Raw genomic sequence first — 14,362 nt, forward strand, 5'->3', positions numbered from 1 at the left:
AGTCTTTGGCTCTAGGTCCCGCTGGGGACGGTCTGGGGGCGGGGTCCGGAACAGGCCGAATCGACGGCTTGCGAAGCCGTCGCCCACGGTCGCCAACATATAGGAATTCGTCCGCGAAAGGCGAGCTTTTCGACCTTCCTGACCCTGTGGGCTATGCTGTCCCCATGTCCGTCGCCTTCACCCGCGAGGAGGATCTGGAGGCCACCGCCGCCGATCTTCCCGACCGTCCCGTATCGCCCCATCCGAACTGGGTCACAGCCGAGGGTCTGGAGGCCATCGAGGCCGCCCTGGCCGAGGCGCGCGCCGCCTATTCGGCCGCCCAGGCGCAGGGTTCAGAGGTGGGAGGCTCCATCTCGGCGGACCGCACCGCCATGGCGCGCGCCACCCGCGACCTGCGCTATTGGTCGGCGCGGCGCGCCTCGGCCCAGCGGGTCGAGACCGAGGCCGACGGCCGGGTTCGTTTCGGCGGATCGGTGACGCTGGAGCGCGCGGACGGGCGCACCCAGACGTGGCGCATCGTCGGCGAGGACGAGGCCGATCCCAGGGCCGGAACGGTCAGCCACGTCTCGCCCCTGGCCCGCGCCCTGATCGGCAAGCGCGTCGGCGACGAGGCCGTGGTCGCCGGACAGGCGGTGGAGATCACCGCCGTCGATTGACGCCGGTCCGGCGAACGCGGGTGCGGCGGGTCAGAAATCGACCGCGAGGCCCTTCTTTTCCCAGTCGCCGTAACGGGTCGGTTCGGGGCCGCGAGGGCCGCCGTGCTCGGCGGGGCCGTGGGCTTCGAGCTCAGCCGCGCGGCGGGCGGCGGCCTCTTCCAGGGCGCGACGGGCGGCGGGCGTCAGGGGGCGGTCGCGAACGGCGTGCGGCACGTCGGCGTTGAAGGCCGGGGCATCCGTATCGGGCGTGGGCGGCGTGGGCTCGGACATGCGACGGATATAGGCGTCCCGGCTGTCGCGGTCACCCCGCGACGCACAGCTCCGTCAGGCGAGGGCGCTTTCGTGGGGGCGGAGGATGCTCTAGGCAATCACATCTGACCTGAGAGAGACGATGCGATGAAGGTATGGGTTCTGGGCGGTGACGGCTTCTGCGGCTGGCCGACGGCGTTGCATCTGTCGGCCCGGGGCTGGGATGTGACGATCATCGACGACCTGAGCCGCCGCAACATCGACAATGAGCTGGAGGTGCAGTCCCTGACGCCGATCCGGCCGATGGGCGAGCGGATCGCGGCCTGGCGCGAACTGACCGGGCGGACGATCGGCTTCGTCAATCTGAGCCTGGGTCGGGACTTCGAGCGGCTGGTGCAGTTGATCCGCGACGAGGCGCCGGACAGCATCGTGCATTTCGCCGAACAGCGGGCGGCCCCCTATTCGATGAAATCGGCGCGGCACAAGCTGTACACCGTCGACAACAATCTGAACGCCACCCACCATGTGCTGGCCGCCATCGTCGAGAGCGGGCGGGACGTGCACCTGGCCCATCTGGGCACCATGGGGGTCTATGGCTACGGCACGGCCGGTCTGCGGATTCCCGAGGGCTATCTGAAGGTCACGGTCGAGACGGACAACGGCCCGGCGGAGCAGGAAATCCTGTTCCCGCCCAATCCGGGGTCGATCTATCACATGACCAAGACCCAGGACGCCCTGCTGTTCCAGTTCTACGCCCGCAACGACCGGTTGCGGATCACCGACCTGCACCAGGGCATCGTCTGGGGGACCCAGACCGAGGAGACGCGGCGCGACGAGCGGCTGATCAACCGGTTCGACTATGACGGCGACTACGGCACGGTGCTGAACCGGTTCCTGATGCAGGCGGCGGTGGGCTATCCGCTGACGGTGCATGGCGGGGGCGGGCAGACGCGGGCCTTCATCCACATCCAGGACACGGTGCGGTGCGTCGAACTGGCGCTGAAGAATCCGCCGGCGCGCGGCGACCGCGTCAAGATCCTGAACCAGATGACCGAGAGCCGCCGGGTACGCGACCTGGCCGCCCTGGTCGCCCGCATCGCCGGGGGCGAGGTCGCCCATGTCGCCAATCCTCGACAGGAGGCCGACGAGAACGAGCTGATCGTCATGAACGACGGGTTCAAGGCCCTGGGGCTGGAGCCGATCACCCTGGATGACGGCCTGCTGGGCGAGGTGACGGAGATCGCCCGCCGTTATGCCGACCGGGCGGACCTGAGCCGGATCCCCTGTGTTTCCGCCTGGAACGCCGAAAGGGCCGACGCCCTGGCCAAACCCGTGCGGGCGGTCGCGGGCTGAGATGACCGATCTGCTGGTCTTCGGCGGCGGCTATCTGGGTCGTGCGGCGGCGCGGGAGGCCATGCGGCGCGGCGGCCGGGCCTGGGCCACGTCGCGCGACGCGGACCGTCGGGCGTCGCTGGCGACGGAAGGGATCGAAGCGGTCGATCCGGGCGACGCCGAGGTCCTGACGGCGGCGGTGCGGGCGGCCTCGGCGATCCTGGTGACGGCGCCGCCGGAAGCGGGGAGATGTCCCGGACTGGCGCGCCTGTCGCGGGTCGGGGGCGGGGCCTTGGCCGAGGCCTGGCCGGACTGGATCGGCTATGTGTCGTCCACCGCCGTCTACGGCGACCGGGCCGGCGGCTGGGTGTTCGAGGACGACGCCCTGAACGCGGCCTCTCTGGAAGGGGCGCGACGGGTGCGGGCCGAGCACGACTGGCTGGACGCCGGGCGCGGCATGGGGCTGACGGTGCAGATCTTCCGCCTGCCGGCCATCTATGGACCGGGCCGGTCGGTGGTCGAGCGGCTGAGGGACGGGACCGCGCGGCTGGTCAGAAAGCCCGGCCAGCTGTTCAACCGCATCCATGTGGATGACGCCGTGTCAGGTCTGTTCGCCTCGATGGCGCGGCCGAGGCCGGGCGGGGTCTATAATCTGGCCGACGACGAACCGGCGGCGGCGGATGTGGTGATGGAGGGCGCGGCGCGGCGCATGGGCCTGCCTGTCCCGCCGGAGGTCGACTGGACCGACGCCTCCGTGTCCGAGGCGATGCGGCGCTTCTATCTGGACTGCAAGCGCGTCTCCAACGCCCGGGCCAAGGCGGAACTGGGTTGGCGGCTGAAGTATCCGACCTGGCGGGAGGGGCTGGAGAGCCTGATCGGGTGAAAAGTGAGCACAGAAGTGAAGAGTGAGTGGCGGCACAGGCGCCGCTCACGCCTTGCTCACTGCCGAAGGCCGCTCACGTTCGCTTTAGCCCCTTACAACGGCACGATGTTCCGCTGGCGGCTGTAGGCCATGGTGCCGACATTGGCGCCGAGGCGCAGGCCGACGCCGGTGCGGACCGGGGCCAGGGTGATGCCGTCGGCGCGCTGATAGTTCACGCCCAGGCCGGCGACCAGATAGGCCGAGCCCTCCACGCCGGGGTAGCGGCGGTAGATGGCGTCGGGGTGGAACAGGCCATAGACGAGGGTGAAGACCCGGCTGGCGTTGCCGCCGACGTCCCAGCCGATCGAAATGCCCTGCCAGAAGATGTCGCGCGGCGGCTGGCCGTCCTTCATGTGCAGGGCGCCGCGACCGTAGCGCAGGCCGACGCCGACGGCGCCCGCGCCTTCCTCGCCCGCAATATAGCCGACGGGGTGTTCGCCCTGGTCGGCGAAGATGCGTTCGATGGCGCCGCCCATGGCCTCGGCGGCGATGCCCAGTTCGCGCGATCCGGCCGCGATCAGTTCGTCGGCCGTGTAGGACTGGGCCGTGCCGTCCGCGCCGACCGGATAAGCAGGGCCGGTGTTCGTCGTCGAGGCGCAGGCGGCCAGGCCCAGGGGCGAGGCGGCGGCGGCGACGGCGAAGCCGGTGCGGATCAGTTGGCGGCGGTGCATGGCAGGCTCCAGCAGGGTCTCAAGGCCCGAGTATGCGGGCCTGACAAGCCTCGCCGGGCATTGAGTCAGACTTGCGGCGGCGAGGTTAACGGGAGCTTACGGACGCGCTGGCGCGGCGCGCTACGCTCGCGGCGCGGTCGCTCGCTACTTGAGCGCAGAATCCTCCGGAGCGCGGCGCGAAGCGCCCCAGCCCTAATGCTTGTCGGTCTTGGAGGTGAGCCAGTCCATCAGGGCCAGGAGCACGCCCGAGGCCACGAAGGTCAGGTGGATGATGACGCCCCACAGGGCCTCCTGGGTGTTCAGCTCATAGCCGGTCTTGCCGATGTTCATGAAGGTCTTGAGCAGCTGGATGCCCGAGATCGCCACGATGGAGGCGATCAGCTTCATCTTCAGGCCCGAGAAATCGACGGTGCCCATCCACGGCGGCCGATCCGTCTCGCCGTCCAGATCGAGCTTGGAGACGAAGTTCTCGTAGCCGGAGAACATGACGATCAGCAGCAGATTGCCGGCCAGGGACAGGTCCACCAGGGTCAGGACCGCCAGGATGGCGTCGTTGGAGGTCAGGCCGGCGTCGAAGCTGAACACCTTGGGCAGGTAGTAGATCAGCTCCTTGCAGAAGACGACCAGTAGCATGGCCAGGGCCAGGACCAGGCCGACGTAGAAGGGCGCCATCAGCCAGCGGGACTGGAACAGCAGACGTTCGAAGGCGGTCTCGAGACGAGGTTTCAGGCCCAAGGGGTCAGCTCCGCAGCCTGGCGCCGAGTTTTTCGGCGGCGGCGATGATCTTGTTCGACAGGGCCTCGATCTCGGCGTCGGTCAGGGTGGCCGTGCGCGGCTGGAGCACGACCTCCAGGGCCACGGACTTGAAGCCGGGCTCCACCCCCGTTCCGCGATAGACGTCGAAGACGCGGACGTCGGCGATCAGGGTCTTGTCGGCCGAGGCGGCGGCGCGGACCAGGTCGCCGACGGGTCTGGCGTCCTCGACCACGAAGGCGAAATCGCGGGTCAGCGGCATGAGGGTCGGCAGGTCGGCGTTTCCGCGCGCCTTGGCCTTCACCCTGGGCTCGGGCAGGGCGTCGAGGATCAGCTCGAAGGCCAGAATGGGCGCCTCGGCGTCCAGGGCCTTGAGCGTGCGGGGATGCAGGGCGCCGAACTCGGCGGCGACGACCTTGGGGCCCATCTGCAGACGGGCGGAGCGGCCGGGGTGCCACCAGTCGCGGTTCTGGCCCTGAACCAGCTGCAGGCCGGCCGTCGGCGCGCCGATTTCGGTCAGCAGGGCCATGAGGTCGGCCTTGAGCGCGAACAGGGCGTCCTCGCCGGCGGCGGACCAGTGGCGGGCCGCGTGCGGGGCGACCAGGCCGGCGATGGCCGTCCGCTGATCCTTCGGCCCGTCACTCAGATAGACCGGGCCGATCTCGAACAGGGCGACATCGGCGTGGCCGCGCGCGGCGTTGCGGGCGGCCGCCTGGATCAGATTGGGGAGGATGGACGGCCGCATGCAGTCCAGATCCGAGGCGATGGGGTTTTCGAGCTGCAGACGGACGTCGCCGCCGCCGAACAGGGCCGCTGTCGCCGTCGAGGTGAAGGACCAGGTGACGGCCTCGGAATAGCCGAGCGCGGCCAGGGCGCGGCGAGCGATGCGGACCTGGGTCTGGCGCGGGCTGAGCACGCCCTTCGACGGGCTGCCCTGGTCAGGCAGGGGCGTGTCGGGCAGGGCGTCGAAGCCCTGGATGCGCGCAACTTCCTCGACGAGGTCGGCGGGACCTTCGACGTCGCGCCGCCAGGACGGGGGGGTGACACGCCAGACGGCGCCGCCGGTCTCCACCCCGAAGCCGAGGGCCTTGAGGATGTCGGCGATCCGCTCGCGCGACAGGTCCATTCCGGACAGGCGCTTCACATAGGCGGGGTCGAAGTCGAAGGCCGCCGGGTCGGCCGGCGCCTGGCCGGCGACGACGATGTCCGACGGCTCGCCGCCGCACAGGTCGAGGATCAGCCGGGTGGCCAGCTCCAGCCCCGGGACGACCGAGGCCGGGTCGACCGTGCGGGCGAACCGGTACTGGGCGTCGGACGAGATGTTCAGGCTGCGGCCGGTCTGGGCCGTGACGATGGGATCGAACCAGGCGCTTTCGACGAAGACATCGACGGTTTCGTCCGAACAGCCGGTGGACTCCCCGCCCATGACCCCGCCCAGGCCGATGGGGCGTTCGCCGTCCGCGTCGGCGATGACGCAGACGGCGGCGTCAGCCGGATAGGTCTTGCCGTCCAGGGCGATCAGATGCTCCGGCTCGCCGGTGTCCGCAGACGTCAGGCCGGGTCGCACCACGATTTCGGACCCGACCAGTTTCGCCGCGTCATAGACGTGCAGCGGGCGGGCGCGGTCGTAGGCGATCAGATTGGTGACATCGACCAGACGGTTGATCGAACGCAGGCCGATCGAGGTCAACTGGCGTTGCAGCCAGTCGGGCGACGGGCCGTTCTTCACGCCGCGGATCAGGCGGCCGGCGAAGACCGGGCACTGTTCGGGCGCATCCAGCCGGATCGTGATCGGGCAGGGGAAGCCGCCGCGCACCGGCGCGATGCGATAGTCGAGGAAGTCGCCCAGGCCCGCCGCCGCCAGATCGCGCGCGATGCCGGACACGCCCAGCCAGTCGGGCCGGTTGGGGGTGACCTCGAAGTCGATGACCGGATCGGCGCCGAAGAGGGCGGCGGCCGGGGTTCCGACCCGCAGATCGGTCGGCAGGTCCATGATGCCGTCGTCGGGGCCGTAGCGGCCCTCGGGTTGTTCCAGTTCGGCGGCCGAGCAGAGCATGCCGTTGGACACCACGCCGCGCACGGGCTTCTCGACGAGGGTGACGCCGAGGCCGGGCACATAGGCGCCGATCGGGGCGTAGATGGTGACCAGGCCCGGACGGGCGTTGGGGGCGCCGCAGACGATCTCCTTCATGCCGTCGACGGTCTCGACCTGACAGACTCGCAGGCGGTCGGCGTTGGGATGCTGAACCGCTTCCACGATGCGGGCGACGGTGAACGGCGCCAGGGCGGCGGCGGGATCGTGGATCTCCTCGACCTCCAGACCGGCCATGGTCATGACCTCGGCGACGCGATGGATGTCGGCGTCCGTGGTCAGGTGGTTCTTGAGCCAGGAAAGGGTGAACTTCACGTCGCCGGCCCTCTTACGCCGTCATGCATGCTTTGAAGGAACTGGGGCGAGCCGGTGAAACCGACCGCGAAGAAGGTGCAGCCGCGGAAGGTGCAGTTGCGAAACGTCACGACGCCGGTGATCTTTTTCGGGCCGAGCGGCGCCAGCATCAGGTTGCGGATGTCGCCGTCGCTGGGGCCGAAGTCGCACCGTTCGAAGTGGACGCCGTCGAGCGGGCACATCACGGCGGGGCCTTCCAGATGGCAGTCCTCGAACGTCCGACCCTCGACGAACCGTTCGCCGCGCCGGATGCCCTCGGCGATCAGCTGCGGCAGCCAGATGTTCGTCTTGCGATAGACGGGGCCAGGGCCGATGGCGGCCAGGTCAAAGGTCTCCGCCATCCTCAACCGCCCTGGGCCTCGACCGACAGCAGCTGATCGAGGAAGCCCCGATCGCCGGTGAAGCCGACATTGATGAACTCGCAGCCGTCGAAGACGCAGTCGCGGATCGGCACTGTGCCCAGCGCGCGCGCGCCGGCCGGATAAAGGATCAGATTGCGGATGTCGCCGCCGCTGTCGCCGAAGTTGACGTCATCGAAGCTGCATCCGACGGAGATCAGCAGGATGGCCGGCCCCTGCAGGCGACAGCCCCGGAACACCCGGTCGCGGATGATGCCCACGCCTTGTCCCGCGCCGTCGGCGTAGAGGTCGAACAGGCTGATGTCCTGATCGGTGAAGACGGCCGCCTTCAGATCGCGGGCGACGTTGATGGGGCGTTGGATGGGCAGGCGCGACATCAGTTCGCCGCCTGCGGCTGGGCGGCGGCGGAGGTCAGGCCGGCGGCCATGTCGTCGATCAGGTCCGGGGCGCCGGTGAAACCGATCTGGATGAAGGTGCAGCGGATGAAGCGGGTGTCGGCGAACGGCACGACCCCGACCAGCACCGGGCCCTGGCCCTTGTAGAACAGGGATTTCGGGTCGGCCGTGCGGCCCAGGTTGCAGCCTTCGAAGGTGACGCCGTCGACGATCGCCATGAGGGACGGACCTTCGATGACGCAGTCGGTGAAGGTCTTGCCCCTGATGATCGCCTCGCCCGCGTTCTGCTGATGCACGGCGAGTATCGGCAGCCAGATCGACTCTTTCTGGAAGGTCGTGCGGGCCACCAGTTCGCGGCCGAAGGCTTCGGACATGATGTCGGTCATGGGTCGATCTCAGCTCAGGCCGGAGGCCGGGTTGGGGGCCGCGAAGGCCGAGAAGCCGTAGTGCGCCAGCCAGCGCACGTCGGCGTCGAACATGGGCCGCAGGTCGGGCACGCCGTATTTCAGCATCGCCAGACGATCCACACCCATGCCGAAGGCGAAGCCTTGATACTCGTCGGGATCGACGCCGCAGTTGCGCAACACGTTCGGGTGGACCATGCCGCAGCCCAGAATTTCCAGCCAGTCGTCGCCGGTGTTGAACACCAGCTTGCCGCCGGAACGATCGCAGCGGATATCCATCTCGGCGGACGGTTCGGTGAAGGGGAAATGGTGCGGTCGGAACCGGGCCTGGACCTCGTCCAGTTCGAAGAAGCGGGCGATGAAGGTCTGGAGCGTCGTCTTCAGGTGGCCCATGTGGATGTCGCGGTCGATCACCAGACCCTCGACCTGATGGAACATCGGGGTGTGGGTGGCGTCCGAGTCCTTCCGGAAGGTGCGGCCCGGCGCGATGATGCGGATCGGCGGCGTCTGGGACATCATCGTCCGCACCTGGACCGGCGAGGTGTGGGTGCGCAGCACCTTGCGCTCGCCCGTCTCCGGATCGGGCTTCAGGAAGAAGGTGTCGTGCATCTCCCGCGCGGGATGTTTCGGCGGGAAGTTCAGGGCGGTGAAGTTGTGGAAGTCGTCCTCGACATCCGGCCCCTCGGCGACGGCGAAACCCATCTCGGCGAAGATGGCGATCATCTCGTCCATCACCTGCATCGTCGGGTGAACTCCGCCCCGGCGGCGCGGCCGGGCCGGCAGGCTGAGGTCGAGGGTCTCGGACAACAGGCGGGCGTCCAGTTCGGCGGCCTCGAGTTCGACCTTGCGGGCGGCGATGGCCGCGCCGACGCGATCGCGCAGGCCGTTGATCATCGGCCCCTTCTCGCGGCGTTCGTCGGGGCTCATCGCCCCCATGCCCTTCAGCAGGCCGGAGATCGAGCCGGACTTGCCCAGGGCGGCGACACGCACCTCCTCCAGGGCGGCGACGGTCTCTGCCGAGCCGATGGCGTTGATGAGGTCGAGTTCGAGTTGGGCCAGGTCGGTCATGGTGGCCGTGGTCTAGCGGCTATGTCCGGAAGCAAAAAGCCCCCCGGCGCGGGCCGGAGGGCTTTTGATCGTTTAAATCCGTCGTCCGGCCTCAGGCCAGGGCGGCGCGGACCTTGTCGGCGATCGCCTTGAAGCCGGTCGCGTCGGCGGCGATGGCGGCCAGGACCTTGCGGTCCAGCTCGATGCCGGCCTTGCCCAGGCCATGGATGAACTGGCTGTAGGTGAAGCCTTCCAGACGGGCGGCGGCGTTGATGCGCTGGATCCACAGGGCGCGGAAGTTGCGCTTCTTCACCCGGCGGTCGCGGTAGGCGTATTGGCCGGCGCGATCGACGGCCGCCTTGGCGGTGCGGATGGTGTTCTTGCGGCGGCCGGAGAAGCCCTTGGCCTGCTCCAGAACCTTCTTGTGCTTGGCGTGGGACGTAACGCCCCTTTTGACGCGAGCCATGATTAGTCTTCCTTCGGAAGGGCCCTATCGCTCGCGACGCGGTCGCTCGCTGCTTGAGGGCCTTTGTTCTAAGAAGTGTCCCTATCGTTCGCGCCGCGGGCGCTCACTGCTTCAGGGACGGGTTCAAACTGAGTGTGCTGGGAAGTCTGTCCGTTCTGCGCCTGCGCCTTAGGCGTAGGGCATGTAGGACTTGATCTTCTTGGCGTCGGCGTCGGCCATGACCGAGGTGCCGCGGTTCTGACGGATGTACTTGGAGTTGTGGCTGATCAAGCGGTGACGCTTGCCCGCAACGCCGGCTTTCACCTTGCCCGTCGCCGTCAGTTTGAAGCGCTTCTTGGCGCCCGACTTCGTCTTCAGTTTCGGCATTTGTGTCTCCTTGTTGGAGGGCTACCGTCCTTCGGACTGCTTGAGCCCGAAGTCGCCAGACCTTCCAGAGTTGAGAACCGCCCAGGCATGCCTGTTCGCCCGGCGGTTCGGTACGCGAAGGCGCGGCTTCTAGGGGAAACGCCGCCGGAAGGCAAGGGTCACCTAGGCTTGGCCTCCACGCCCCAATGACAAACGCCCCGGCCGGGGCCGAGGCGTTTGAAGAAGCTGAGACGGCTGTCGCCTACTTGGGCGCCAGGATCATGATCATCTGGCGGCCCTCCATGCGGGGGGCGTACTCGACCTTGGCGATTTCCTCGAAGTCGGCCTGGACCTTGTTGAGCAGTTTCATGCCCAGTTCCGGGTGCGCCATTTCGCGGCCGCGGAAGCGCAGGGTGACCTTGACCTTGTCGCCCTCGTCGAAGAAGCGGTGCATGGCCTTGGCCTTCACCTCATAGTCGTGGGTGTCGATGTTCGGCCGGAGCTTGATCTCCTTGAGCTCGACGACCTTCTGGCGCTTGCGCTGCTCGGCCTTCTTCTTCTGCTCCTGGAAGCGGAACTTGCCGTAGTCGAGGATCTTGACCACCGGAGGCTCGGAGGTCGAAACGATCTGAACCAGATCCAGGCCCGCCTCCTCGGCGGCCTCCAGCGCGGCGGACGTCGGCATGACGCCCTGTTTCTCGCCGTTCTGATCGATCAGCAGAACGCGCGGCGCGCGGATGTCTTGGTTCATGGGCGGCCCGTCCTTGACGGGCGGCTGGTTCATCGGACGGCGAATGGGCGTCGTTTCCTTGCGTGGACGAAGAGGTCGTAAGTCTTGATGAGCGAAGGCGCGCGGCCGAAAGCCACGTTCCCCTCTGGAGGCGGAATATGGCCGCGAAAGCCCCGCGTTTCAAGGCGTCATGGCGCCGGGCGCACATGGGCGTCGTGCAGGCGCAACACCGCCTCGAAGACATGGTCCACCGTCAGATCCTTGATCGGGGCGAACTGGCCGCGTGTTTCATTGGAGGCGACGGTGGCCGTCTTCGGCCCCCAGGGGCCGTAGAGCCACCACTCTGTGGGACCGAACAGGCCCAATGTCGGCCGTCCGAGAGCCGCCGAGACATGCATCAGGCCGGAGTCGTTACCGACGAACAGGTCGGCGCGGTCGATGGCGGCGGCGGAGGCTAGGATGTCGCCCTTGCCGACGAAGTCGATGGCGCGATCCCCGGCTGTCTGCAGGGCCGGTGTCGCGGGCGGCCGGTCGCCGGGGCCGCCGACGGGCATGAAGCGCCAGCCGTCGAAGCGCGGCTCGGCCATCAGGCGGGCGACCAGCGCGCCCCAGCGGTCGGCGGGCCAGCTCTTGCCCGGCTGGTGGGCGATGGGCGCCAGGGCGATGATCTTGCCGGGGCCGGGACCAGAGGCCAGTTGAGGATCGATGACGGCGGCGGCCTCCGCCCGGGCCTGATCATCCAGCCAGATCTCCGGATCCAGCGGCGCGTCGGACCCCATCAGGCGCGACACCATCTCGACCTTGCGCAGGCCGGTCTCCCAGGAGCGGTTGTAGACGACGCGTCGCTTCGCCGGGATCAGATAGCTCAGGGCCGAACCGCGAATGTCGACGACCATGTCCCAGCGGGTCGAGCGGGCCTGTTTCCACAGCTCGAACCAGTGTCCTGCCATCTTTTTCTTGTCGAGGACGATGACCCGTTCGACGCCGGGGGCGGAACGGAAGAAGGGGGCGGGCGGACGGCCGCAGGCGACGGTGATGCGGGCTCCCGGCAATTGCCGCCCGATCTCGCGGATCACGCCCGACGAGATGACGCAGTCGCCGATACGGTTGGAGGTGACGAACAGGACCTGGGGATTGGGCACGCGTTTTCGCCTTCTGTGATTCCCTCACCGTGCACCCCGACGACGGCCGGGGTCCAGATGAGAGGCTGAGGCGAGGAAGGCAAGAAATTCTCTTTCGCAGTGGAAAGACAGGTCTGCGATCTGGACCCCGGCCGTCGCCGGGGTGCACGGTGACCTATGATCGATATCCGGCGTCTCACCCGCCCTGACGGCGAAACCCTGGCTTTCAAGCGCGTGGACGGCGACGGCGCCACCGTCGTCTGGATCGGCGGCTTTCGCTCGGACATGGAGGGGACCAAGGCCCTGGCGCTGGATGCGGCGGCGCGGGAGAGGGGCTGGACCTATGTCCGCTATGACCATTTCGCGCATGGTCGGTCGTCGGGCGACTGGCGTCAGGCGACGATCGGGCGATGGGCCGAGGACGCGGTCGCCCTGATCGACAGTCTGGACGGGCCGGTGATCCCGGTCGGCTCGTCGATGGGGGGCTGGGTCGCGCTGCTGCTGGCGCTGGCGCGTCCGGAACGGGTGAAGGGGCTGGTGCTCGTCAATCCGGCGCAGGATTTCAGCGAGCGCCTGATGTGGCCGGGACTGTCAGATCATCAGCGGCAGGAGATCCTGCGGGATGGCGAGACGCTGATGGTCGAGGACGGGTTGGGCGAATATGTGCTGACGCGGCGGTTCTTCGAGGAGGCGCGGGATCAGCTTTTGCTGGAGGCGTCGATCGATCTGGCCTGTCCGGTTCACATCCTGCAGGGGCGGGAGGACGATGTCGTCCCGTGGACGCATCAGATCGCCCTGATGGAGCGGCTGTCGGGCGGCGCGGATGTGCGACTGGACCTGATCGCGGGCGGAGATCATCGCCTGTCGTCCGAAGCGGACCTGGGGCGTCTGATCGAGGCGGTGGAGGCGATGCGGGCGGCCTGACGCCGCCCTGTGCGGGTTCAGCCGCGCGCGGGACGCAGGCCGGTCTTGGCGTCGGCCACGGCCGTGACCGGCGGGGCCACTTCGCGACGCTCGCCGCCGGCGGCGATGATGCGGTCGATGCGGGCCTTCTCGGCGCGGAAGGCGGTCAGGTCGGCGCCGGCCAGGGTCGTGCCCTCGGAGGTGCGGATGCCCGCCGGATTGATCCGACGGCCGTTGCGCCAGATTTCATAGTGCAGGTGCGGGCCGGTGGAGGCGCCGGTCGAGCCGACATAGGCGACGACCTGGCCCTGGGACACGCGCTGGCCGGCGCGAACGCCCGAGGCGTAGCGCGACAGGTGGCCGTAGCCGCTTTCCAGGCCGTTGGAATGCCGGATGCGCAGCCAGTTGCCGTAGCCGCCCCAGCGACGCGCCTCGACCACCACGCCGTCGGCCGGGGCGATGATCGGGGTGCCGGTCACGGCGGCGTAGTCCATGCCCTGGTGCATCTTGCGGAAGCCCGAAATCGGGTGCGTCCGCACGCCGAAGCCCGAGGAGACGCGGCGGAAGCTGGACAGGGGCGCGCGCATGGCGGTGGTGCGCATGTTCTTGCCCGAGGCGTCGAAATAGGCGTACTCGCGCGCGCCGGCGGGCTTGAAGCGATAGAAGCTCTGGCCGCGGATTTCGACGTATTGCAGGTCCCCGGTGCCGACGGTCCGGCCGTTCTCGGTCACCGAGCGGTCGAAGACCAGGATGTATTCGTCGGATCCACGCACGTCGCGGCGGATATCCAGCTTGCCCGAGAGGGCCTGGGTCGCGCGACGGATGATGGCGGCGGTGGCGCCGAACTCGCCGGCCGATCCGGCCAGCGACGCACCGACCTTGCCGCGCGCCACGACGGTCTCATGCGTGACCTTTTCGTCAAGGGCGCGAAGCTTGAGCGCGCCCTGGAAATCGCGCGACACGGTGACCTGGCTGGCCGGGCCGGTGCGAACGGTCAGTCCGATCAGCTTGGCGTCGCCCATGCCGCCACGCGGACGGGAGATGGCGGTTTCGAACTTCAGTCCGGCGCGCAGGTCGCCGAGGTTGGCGCCCGCCAGGGCGGCGGCCACGGCGCGGGCGTCCTCGGCCGCGACGCCGGTGCGCAAGATGGCCTGTTCAAGGGTTTCGCCGCGGCGGATCTGGACGGCGACGGCCTCGGGCGACTCGAGCCCGGCGGGCGCGCCGGCGGTGGCGAAGGCGCGGGCTTCCAGCGAAGCCTGTTGTTCAGATGTCAGTTCGGGAACTTCGGCCGCGATCGCGGGTTGATAGACCTTGCCGGCCAGCACGGCCACCGACAGCGCCGCAGCGGCGGTCAGGAGGTGGGGAGCGAAGCGGGTCGGCTGGCGACGCGGATCGAACTGAGCCATGGATCCTCAGGAAAAAGCGACGCCGACCCGGCGCCAAAACCATTGGTAAGCAGGCCCGCGCCCACCGGTCCCCCGTTTGGCGCGAAGGATCGCCTATAGCGCGCAGCGCCGAGAATGGGAAGAGATCGGTTACAACCGGTTAACATTGGCCCGATTT

At 68.5% G+C, this 14,362-nt stretch carries 17 protein-coding genes; 4 read left to right on the plus strand and 13 right to left on the minus strand.

The features are described from left to right. The first annotated feature begins 164 nt into the window (after nucleotides 1-164). Nucleotides 165-656, plus strand: coding sequence for a transcription elongation factor GreA (gene greA, locus ACO2Q1_RS08725; protein ID WP_423329113.1), 492 nt, complete (start codon nucleotides 165-167; stop codon nucleotides 654-656). 30 nt (nucleotides 657-686) lie between these two features. On the opposite strand, the gene ACO2Q1_RS08730 is transcribed toward greA, so the two are convergent. Beyond that, nucleotides 687-926 (minus strand): DUF1674 domain-containing protein, encoded by a 240-nt coding sequence (locus ACO2Q1_RS08730; protein ID WP_423329114.1) that lies wholly within the window; start codon nucleotides 924-926, stop codon nucleotides 687-689. A 126-nt stretch (nucleotides 927-1,052) separates the two neighbouring features. Here ACO2Q1_RS08730 and ACO2Q1_RS08735 point away from each other — a divergent pair, with 126 nt between their 5' ends. After that, nucleotides 1,053-2,258, plus strand: a complete 1,206-nt coding sequence (locus tag ACO2Q1_RS08735) for an NAD-dependent epimerase/dehydratase family protein (RefSeq protein ID WP_423329115.1) — start codon at nucleotides 1,053-1,055, stop codon at nucleotides 2,256-2,258. A 1-nt stretch (nucleotide 2,259) separates the two neighbouring features. Beyond that, nucleotides 2,260-3,120 (plus strand): SDR family NAD(P)-dependent oxidoreductase, encoded by an 861-nt coding sequence (locus tag ACO2Q1_RS08740; RefSeq protein WP_423329116.1) that lies wholly within the window; start codon nucleotides 2,260-2,262, stop codon nucleotides 3,118-3,120. A 92-nt stretch (nucleotides 3,121-3,212) separates the two neighbouring features. Here the strand turns inward: ACO2Q1_RS08740 and ACO2Q1_RS08745 are convergent, their stop codons facing one another. The 11 genes from ACO2Q1_RS08745 to ACO2Q1_RS08795 form a co-directional block, all read right to left on the minus strand. Beyond that, nucleotides 3,213-3,830 (minus strand): DUF1134 domain-containing protein, encoded by a 618-nt coding sequence (locus tag ACO2Q1_RS08745; RefSeq protein WP_423329117.1) that lies wholly within the window; start codon nucleotides 3,828-3,830, stop codon nucleotides 3,213-3,215. 192 nt (nucleotides 3,831-4,022) lie between these two features. Further along, nucleotides 4,023-4,565 carry a TIGR00645 family protein gene (locus ACO2Q1_RS08750; protein WP_423329118.1) on the minus strand — a complete coding sequence of 181 codons (543 nt, stop codon included), beginning with the start codon at nucleotides 4,563-4,565 and terminating at the stop codon, nucleotides 4,023-4,025. A 4-nt stretch (nucleotides 4,566-4,569) separates the two neighbouring features. Further along, a complete protein-coding gene (pheT, locus tag ACO2Q1_RS08755; RefSeq protein WP_423329119.1) occupies nucleotides 4,570-6,990 on the minus strand; it encodes a phenylalanine--tRNA ligase subunit beta in 2,421 nt (806 codons plus the stop codon). After that, nucleotides 6,987-7,370, minus strand: coding sequence for a hypothetical protein (locus tag ACO2Q1_RS08760; protein WP_423329120.1), 384 nt, complete (start codon nucleotides 7,368-7,370; stop codon nucleotides 6,987-6,989). Before ACO2Q1_RS08760 ends, pheT begins: the two co-directional genes overlap by 4 nt. 2 nt (nucleotides 7,371-7,372) lie before the next feature. Beyond that, nucleotides 7,373-7,765, minus strand: coding sequence for a hypothetical protein (locus ACO2Q1_RS08765; protein ID WP_423329121.1), 393 nt, complete (start codon nucleotides 7,763-7,765; stop codon nucleotides 7,373-7,375). Further along, complete coding sequence (locus ACO2Q1_RS08770) at nucleotides 7,765-8,169, minus strand: hypothetical protein (RefSeq protein WP_423329122.1); 405 nt, start codon at nucleotides 8,167-8,169, stop codon at nucleotides 7,765-7,767. Before ACO2Q1_RS08770 ends, ACO2Q1_RS08765 begins: the two co-directional genes overlap by 1 nt. Nucleotides 8,170-8,178: 9 nt before the next feature. Next, a complete protein-coding gene (gene pheS, locus ACO2Q1_RS08775; protein ID WP_423329123.1) occupies nucleotides 8,179-9,255 on the minus strand; it encodes a phenylalanine--tRNA ligase subunit alpha in 1,077 nt (358 codons plus the stop codon). Nucleotides 9,256-9,346: 91 nt separating this feature from the next. Then, complete coding sequence (gene rplT / locus ACO2Q1_RS08780) at nucleotides 9,347-9,700, minus strand: 50S ribosomal protein L20 (RefSeq protein ID WP_423329124.1); 354 nt, start codon at nucleotides 9,698-9,700, stop codon at nucleotides 9,347-9,349. 168 nt (nucleotides 9,701-9,868) lie between these two features. After that, nucleotides 9,869-10,066: a 50S ribosomal protein L35 gene (gene rpmI, locus ACO2Q1_RS08785; RefSeq protein ID WP_029416075.1), complete on the minus strand. Its 198-nt coding sequence runs from the start codon at nucleotides 10,064-10,066 to the stop codon at nucleotides 9,869-9,871. Nucleotides 10,067-10,307: 241 nt separating this feature from the next. Next, complete coding sequence (gene infC / locus ACO2Q1_RS08790) at nucleotides 10,308-10,829, minus strand: translation initiation factor IF-3 (protein WP_423329125.1); 522 nt, start codon at nucleotides 10,827-10,829, stop codon at nucleotides 10,308-10,310. A 134-nt stretch (nucleotides 10,830-10,963) separates the two neighbouring features. Continuing rightward, on the minus strand, nucleotides 10,964-11,917 hold the full coding sequence (locus ACO2Q1_RS08795; RefSeq protein WP_423329126.1) for a glycosyltransferase family 9 protein: 954 nt from the start codon (nucleotides 11,915-11,917) through the stop codon (nucleotides 10,964-10,966). 156 nt (nucleotides 11,918-12,073) lie between these two features. On the opposite strand from ACO2Q1_RS08795, the gene ACO2Q1_RS08800 reads away from it, so the two are divergent. Beyond that, complete coding sequence (locus tag ACO2Q1_RS08800; protein ID WP_423329127.1) at nucleotides 12,074-12,820, plus strand: alpha/beta fold hydrolase; 747 nt, start codon at nucleotides 12,074-12,076, stop codon at nucleotides 12,818-12,820. Between the two features lie 17 nt (nucleotides 12,821-12,837). Here the strand turns inward: ACO2Q1_RS08800 and ACO2Q1_RS08805 are convergent, their stop codons facing one another. Continuing rightward, nucleotides 12,838-14,205: a M23 family metallopeptidase gene (locus ACO2Q1_RS08805; protein WP_423329128.1), complete on the minus strand. Its 1,368-nt coding sequence runs from the start codon at nucleotides 14,203-14,205 to the stop codon at nucleotides 12,838-12,840. Between the last annotated feature and the right edge of the window lie 157 nt (nucleotides 14,206-14,362).

Source organism: Brevundimonas sp. VNH65 (genome assembly GCF_049445955.1).
Classification (GTDB): domain Bacteria; phylum Pseudomonadota; class Alphaproteobacteria; order Caulobacterales; family Caulobacteraceae; genus Brevundimonas.

What these genes read in the sequence shown, in the direction of transcription:
- greA (WP_423329113.1), top strand. Translation starts at nt 165, where the DNA reads ATGTCCGTCGCCTTCACCCGCGAGGAGGATCTGGAGGCCACCGCCGCC.
- rplT (WP_423329124.1), bottom strand. Translation starts at nt 9,700, where the DNA reads ATGGCTCGCGTCAAAAGGGGCGTTACGTCCCACGCCAAGCACAAGAAG.
- ACO2Q1_RS08770 (WP_423329122.1), bottom strand. Translation starts at nt 8,169, where the DNA reads ATGACCGACATCATGTCCGAAGCCTTCGGCCGCGAACTGGTGGCCCGC.
- ACO2Q1_RS08740 (WP_423329116.1), top strand. Translation starts at nt 2,260, where the DNA reads ATGACCGATCTGCTGGTCTTCGGCGGCGGCTATCTGGGTCGTGCGGCG.
- infC (WP_423329125.1), bottom strand. Translation starts at nt 10,829, where the DNA reads ATGAACCAGCCGCCCGTCAAGGACGGGCCGCCCATGAACCAAGACATC.
- ACO2Q1_RS08760 (WP_423329120.1), bottom strand. Translation starts at nt 7,370, where the DNA reads ATGGCGGAGACCTTTGACCTGGCCGCCATCGGCCCTGGCCCCGTCTAT.
- ACO2Q1_RS08800 (WP_423329127.1), top strand. Translation starts at nt 12,074, where the DNA reads ATGATCGATATCCGGCGTCTCACCCGCCCTGACGGCGAAACCCTGGCT.
- ACO2Q1_RS08730 (WP_423329114.1), bottom strand. Translation starts at nt 926, where the DNA reads ATGTCCGAGCCCACGCCGCCCACGCCCGATACGGATGCCCCGGCCTTC.
- ACO2Q1_RS08805 (WP_423329128.1), bottom strand. Translation starts at nt 14,205, where the DNA reads ATGGCTCAGTTCGATCCGCGTCGCCAGCCGACCCGCTTCGCTCCCCAC.
- ACO2Q1_RS08745 (WP_423329117.1), bottom strand. Translation starts at nt 3,830, where the DNA reads ATGCACCGCCGCCAACTGATCCGCACCGGCTTCGCCGTCGCCGCCGCC.
- ACO2Q1_RS08735 (WP_423329115.1), top strand. Translation starts at nt 1,053, where the DNA reads ATGAAGGTATGGGTTCTGGGCGGTGACGGCTTCTGCGGCTGGCCGACG.
- rpmI (WP_029416075.1), bottom strand. Translation starts at nt 10,066, where the DNA reads ATGCCGAAACTGAAGACGAAGTCGGGCGCCAAGAAGCGCTTCAAACTG.
- ACO2Q1_RS08765 (WP_423329121.1), bottom strand. Translation starts at nt 7,765, where the DNA reads ATGTCGCGCCTGCCCATCCAACGCCCCATCAACGTCGCCCGCGATCTG.
- pheS (WP_423329123.1), bottom strand. Translation starts at nt 9,255, where the DNA reads ATGACCGACCTGGCCCAACTCGAACTCGACCTCATCAACGCCATCGGC.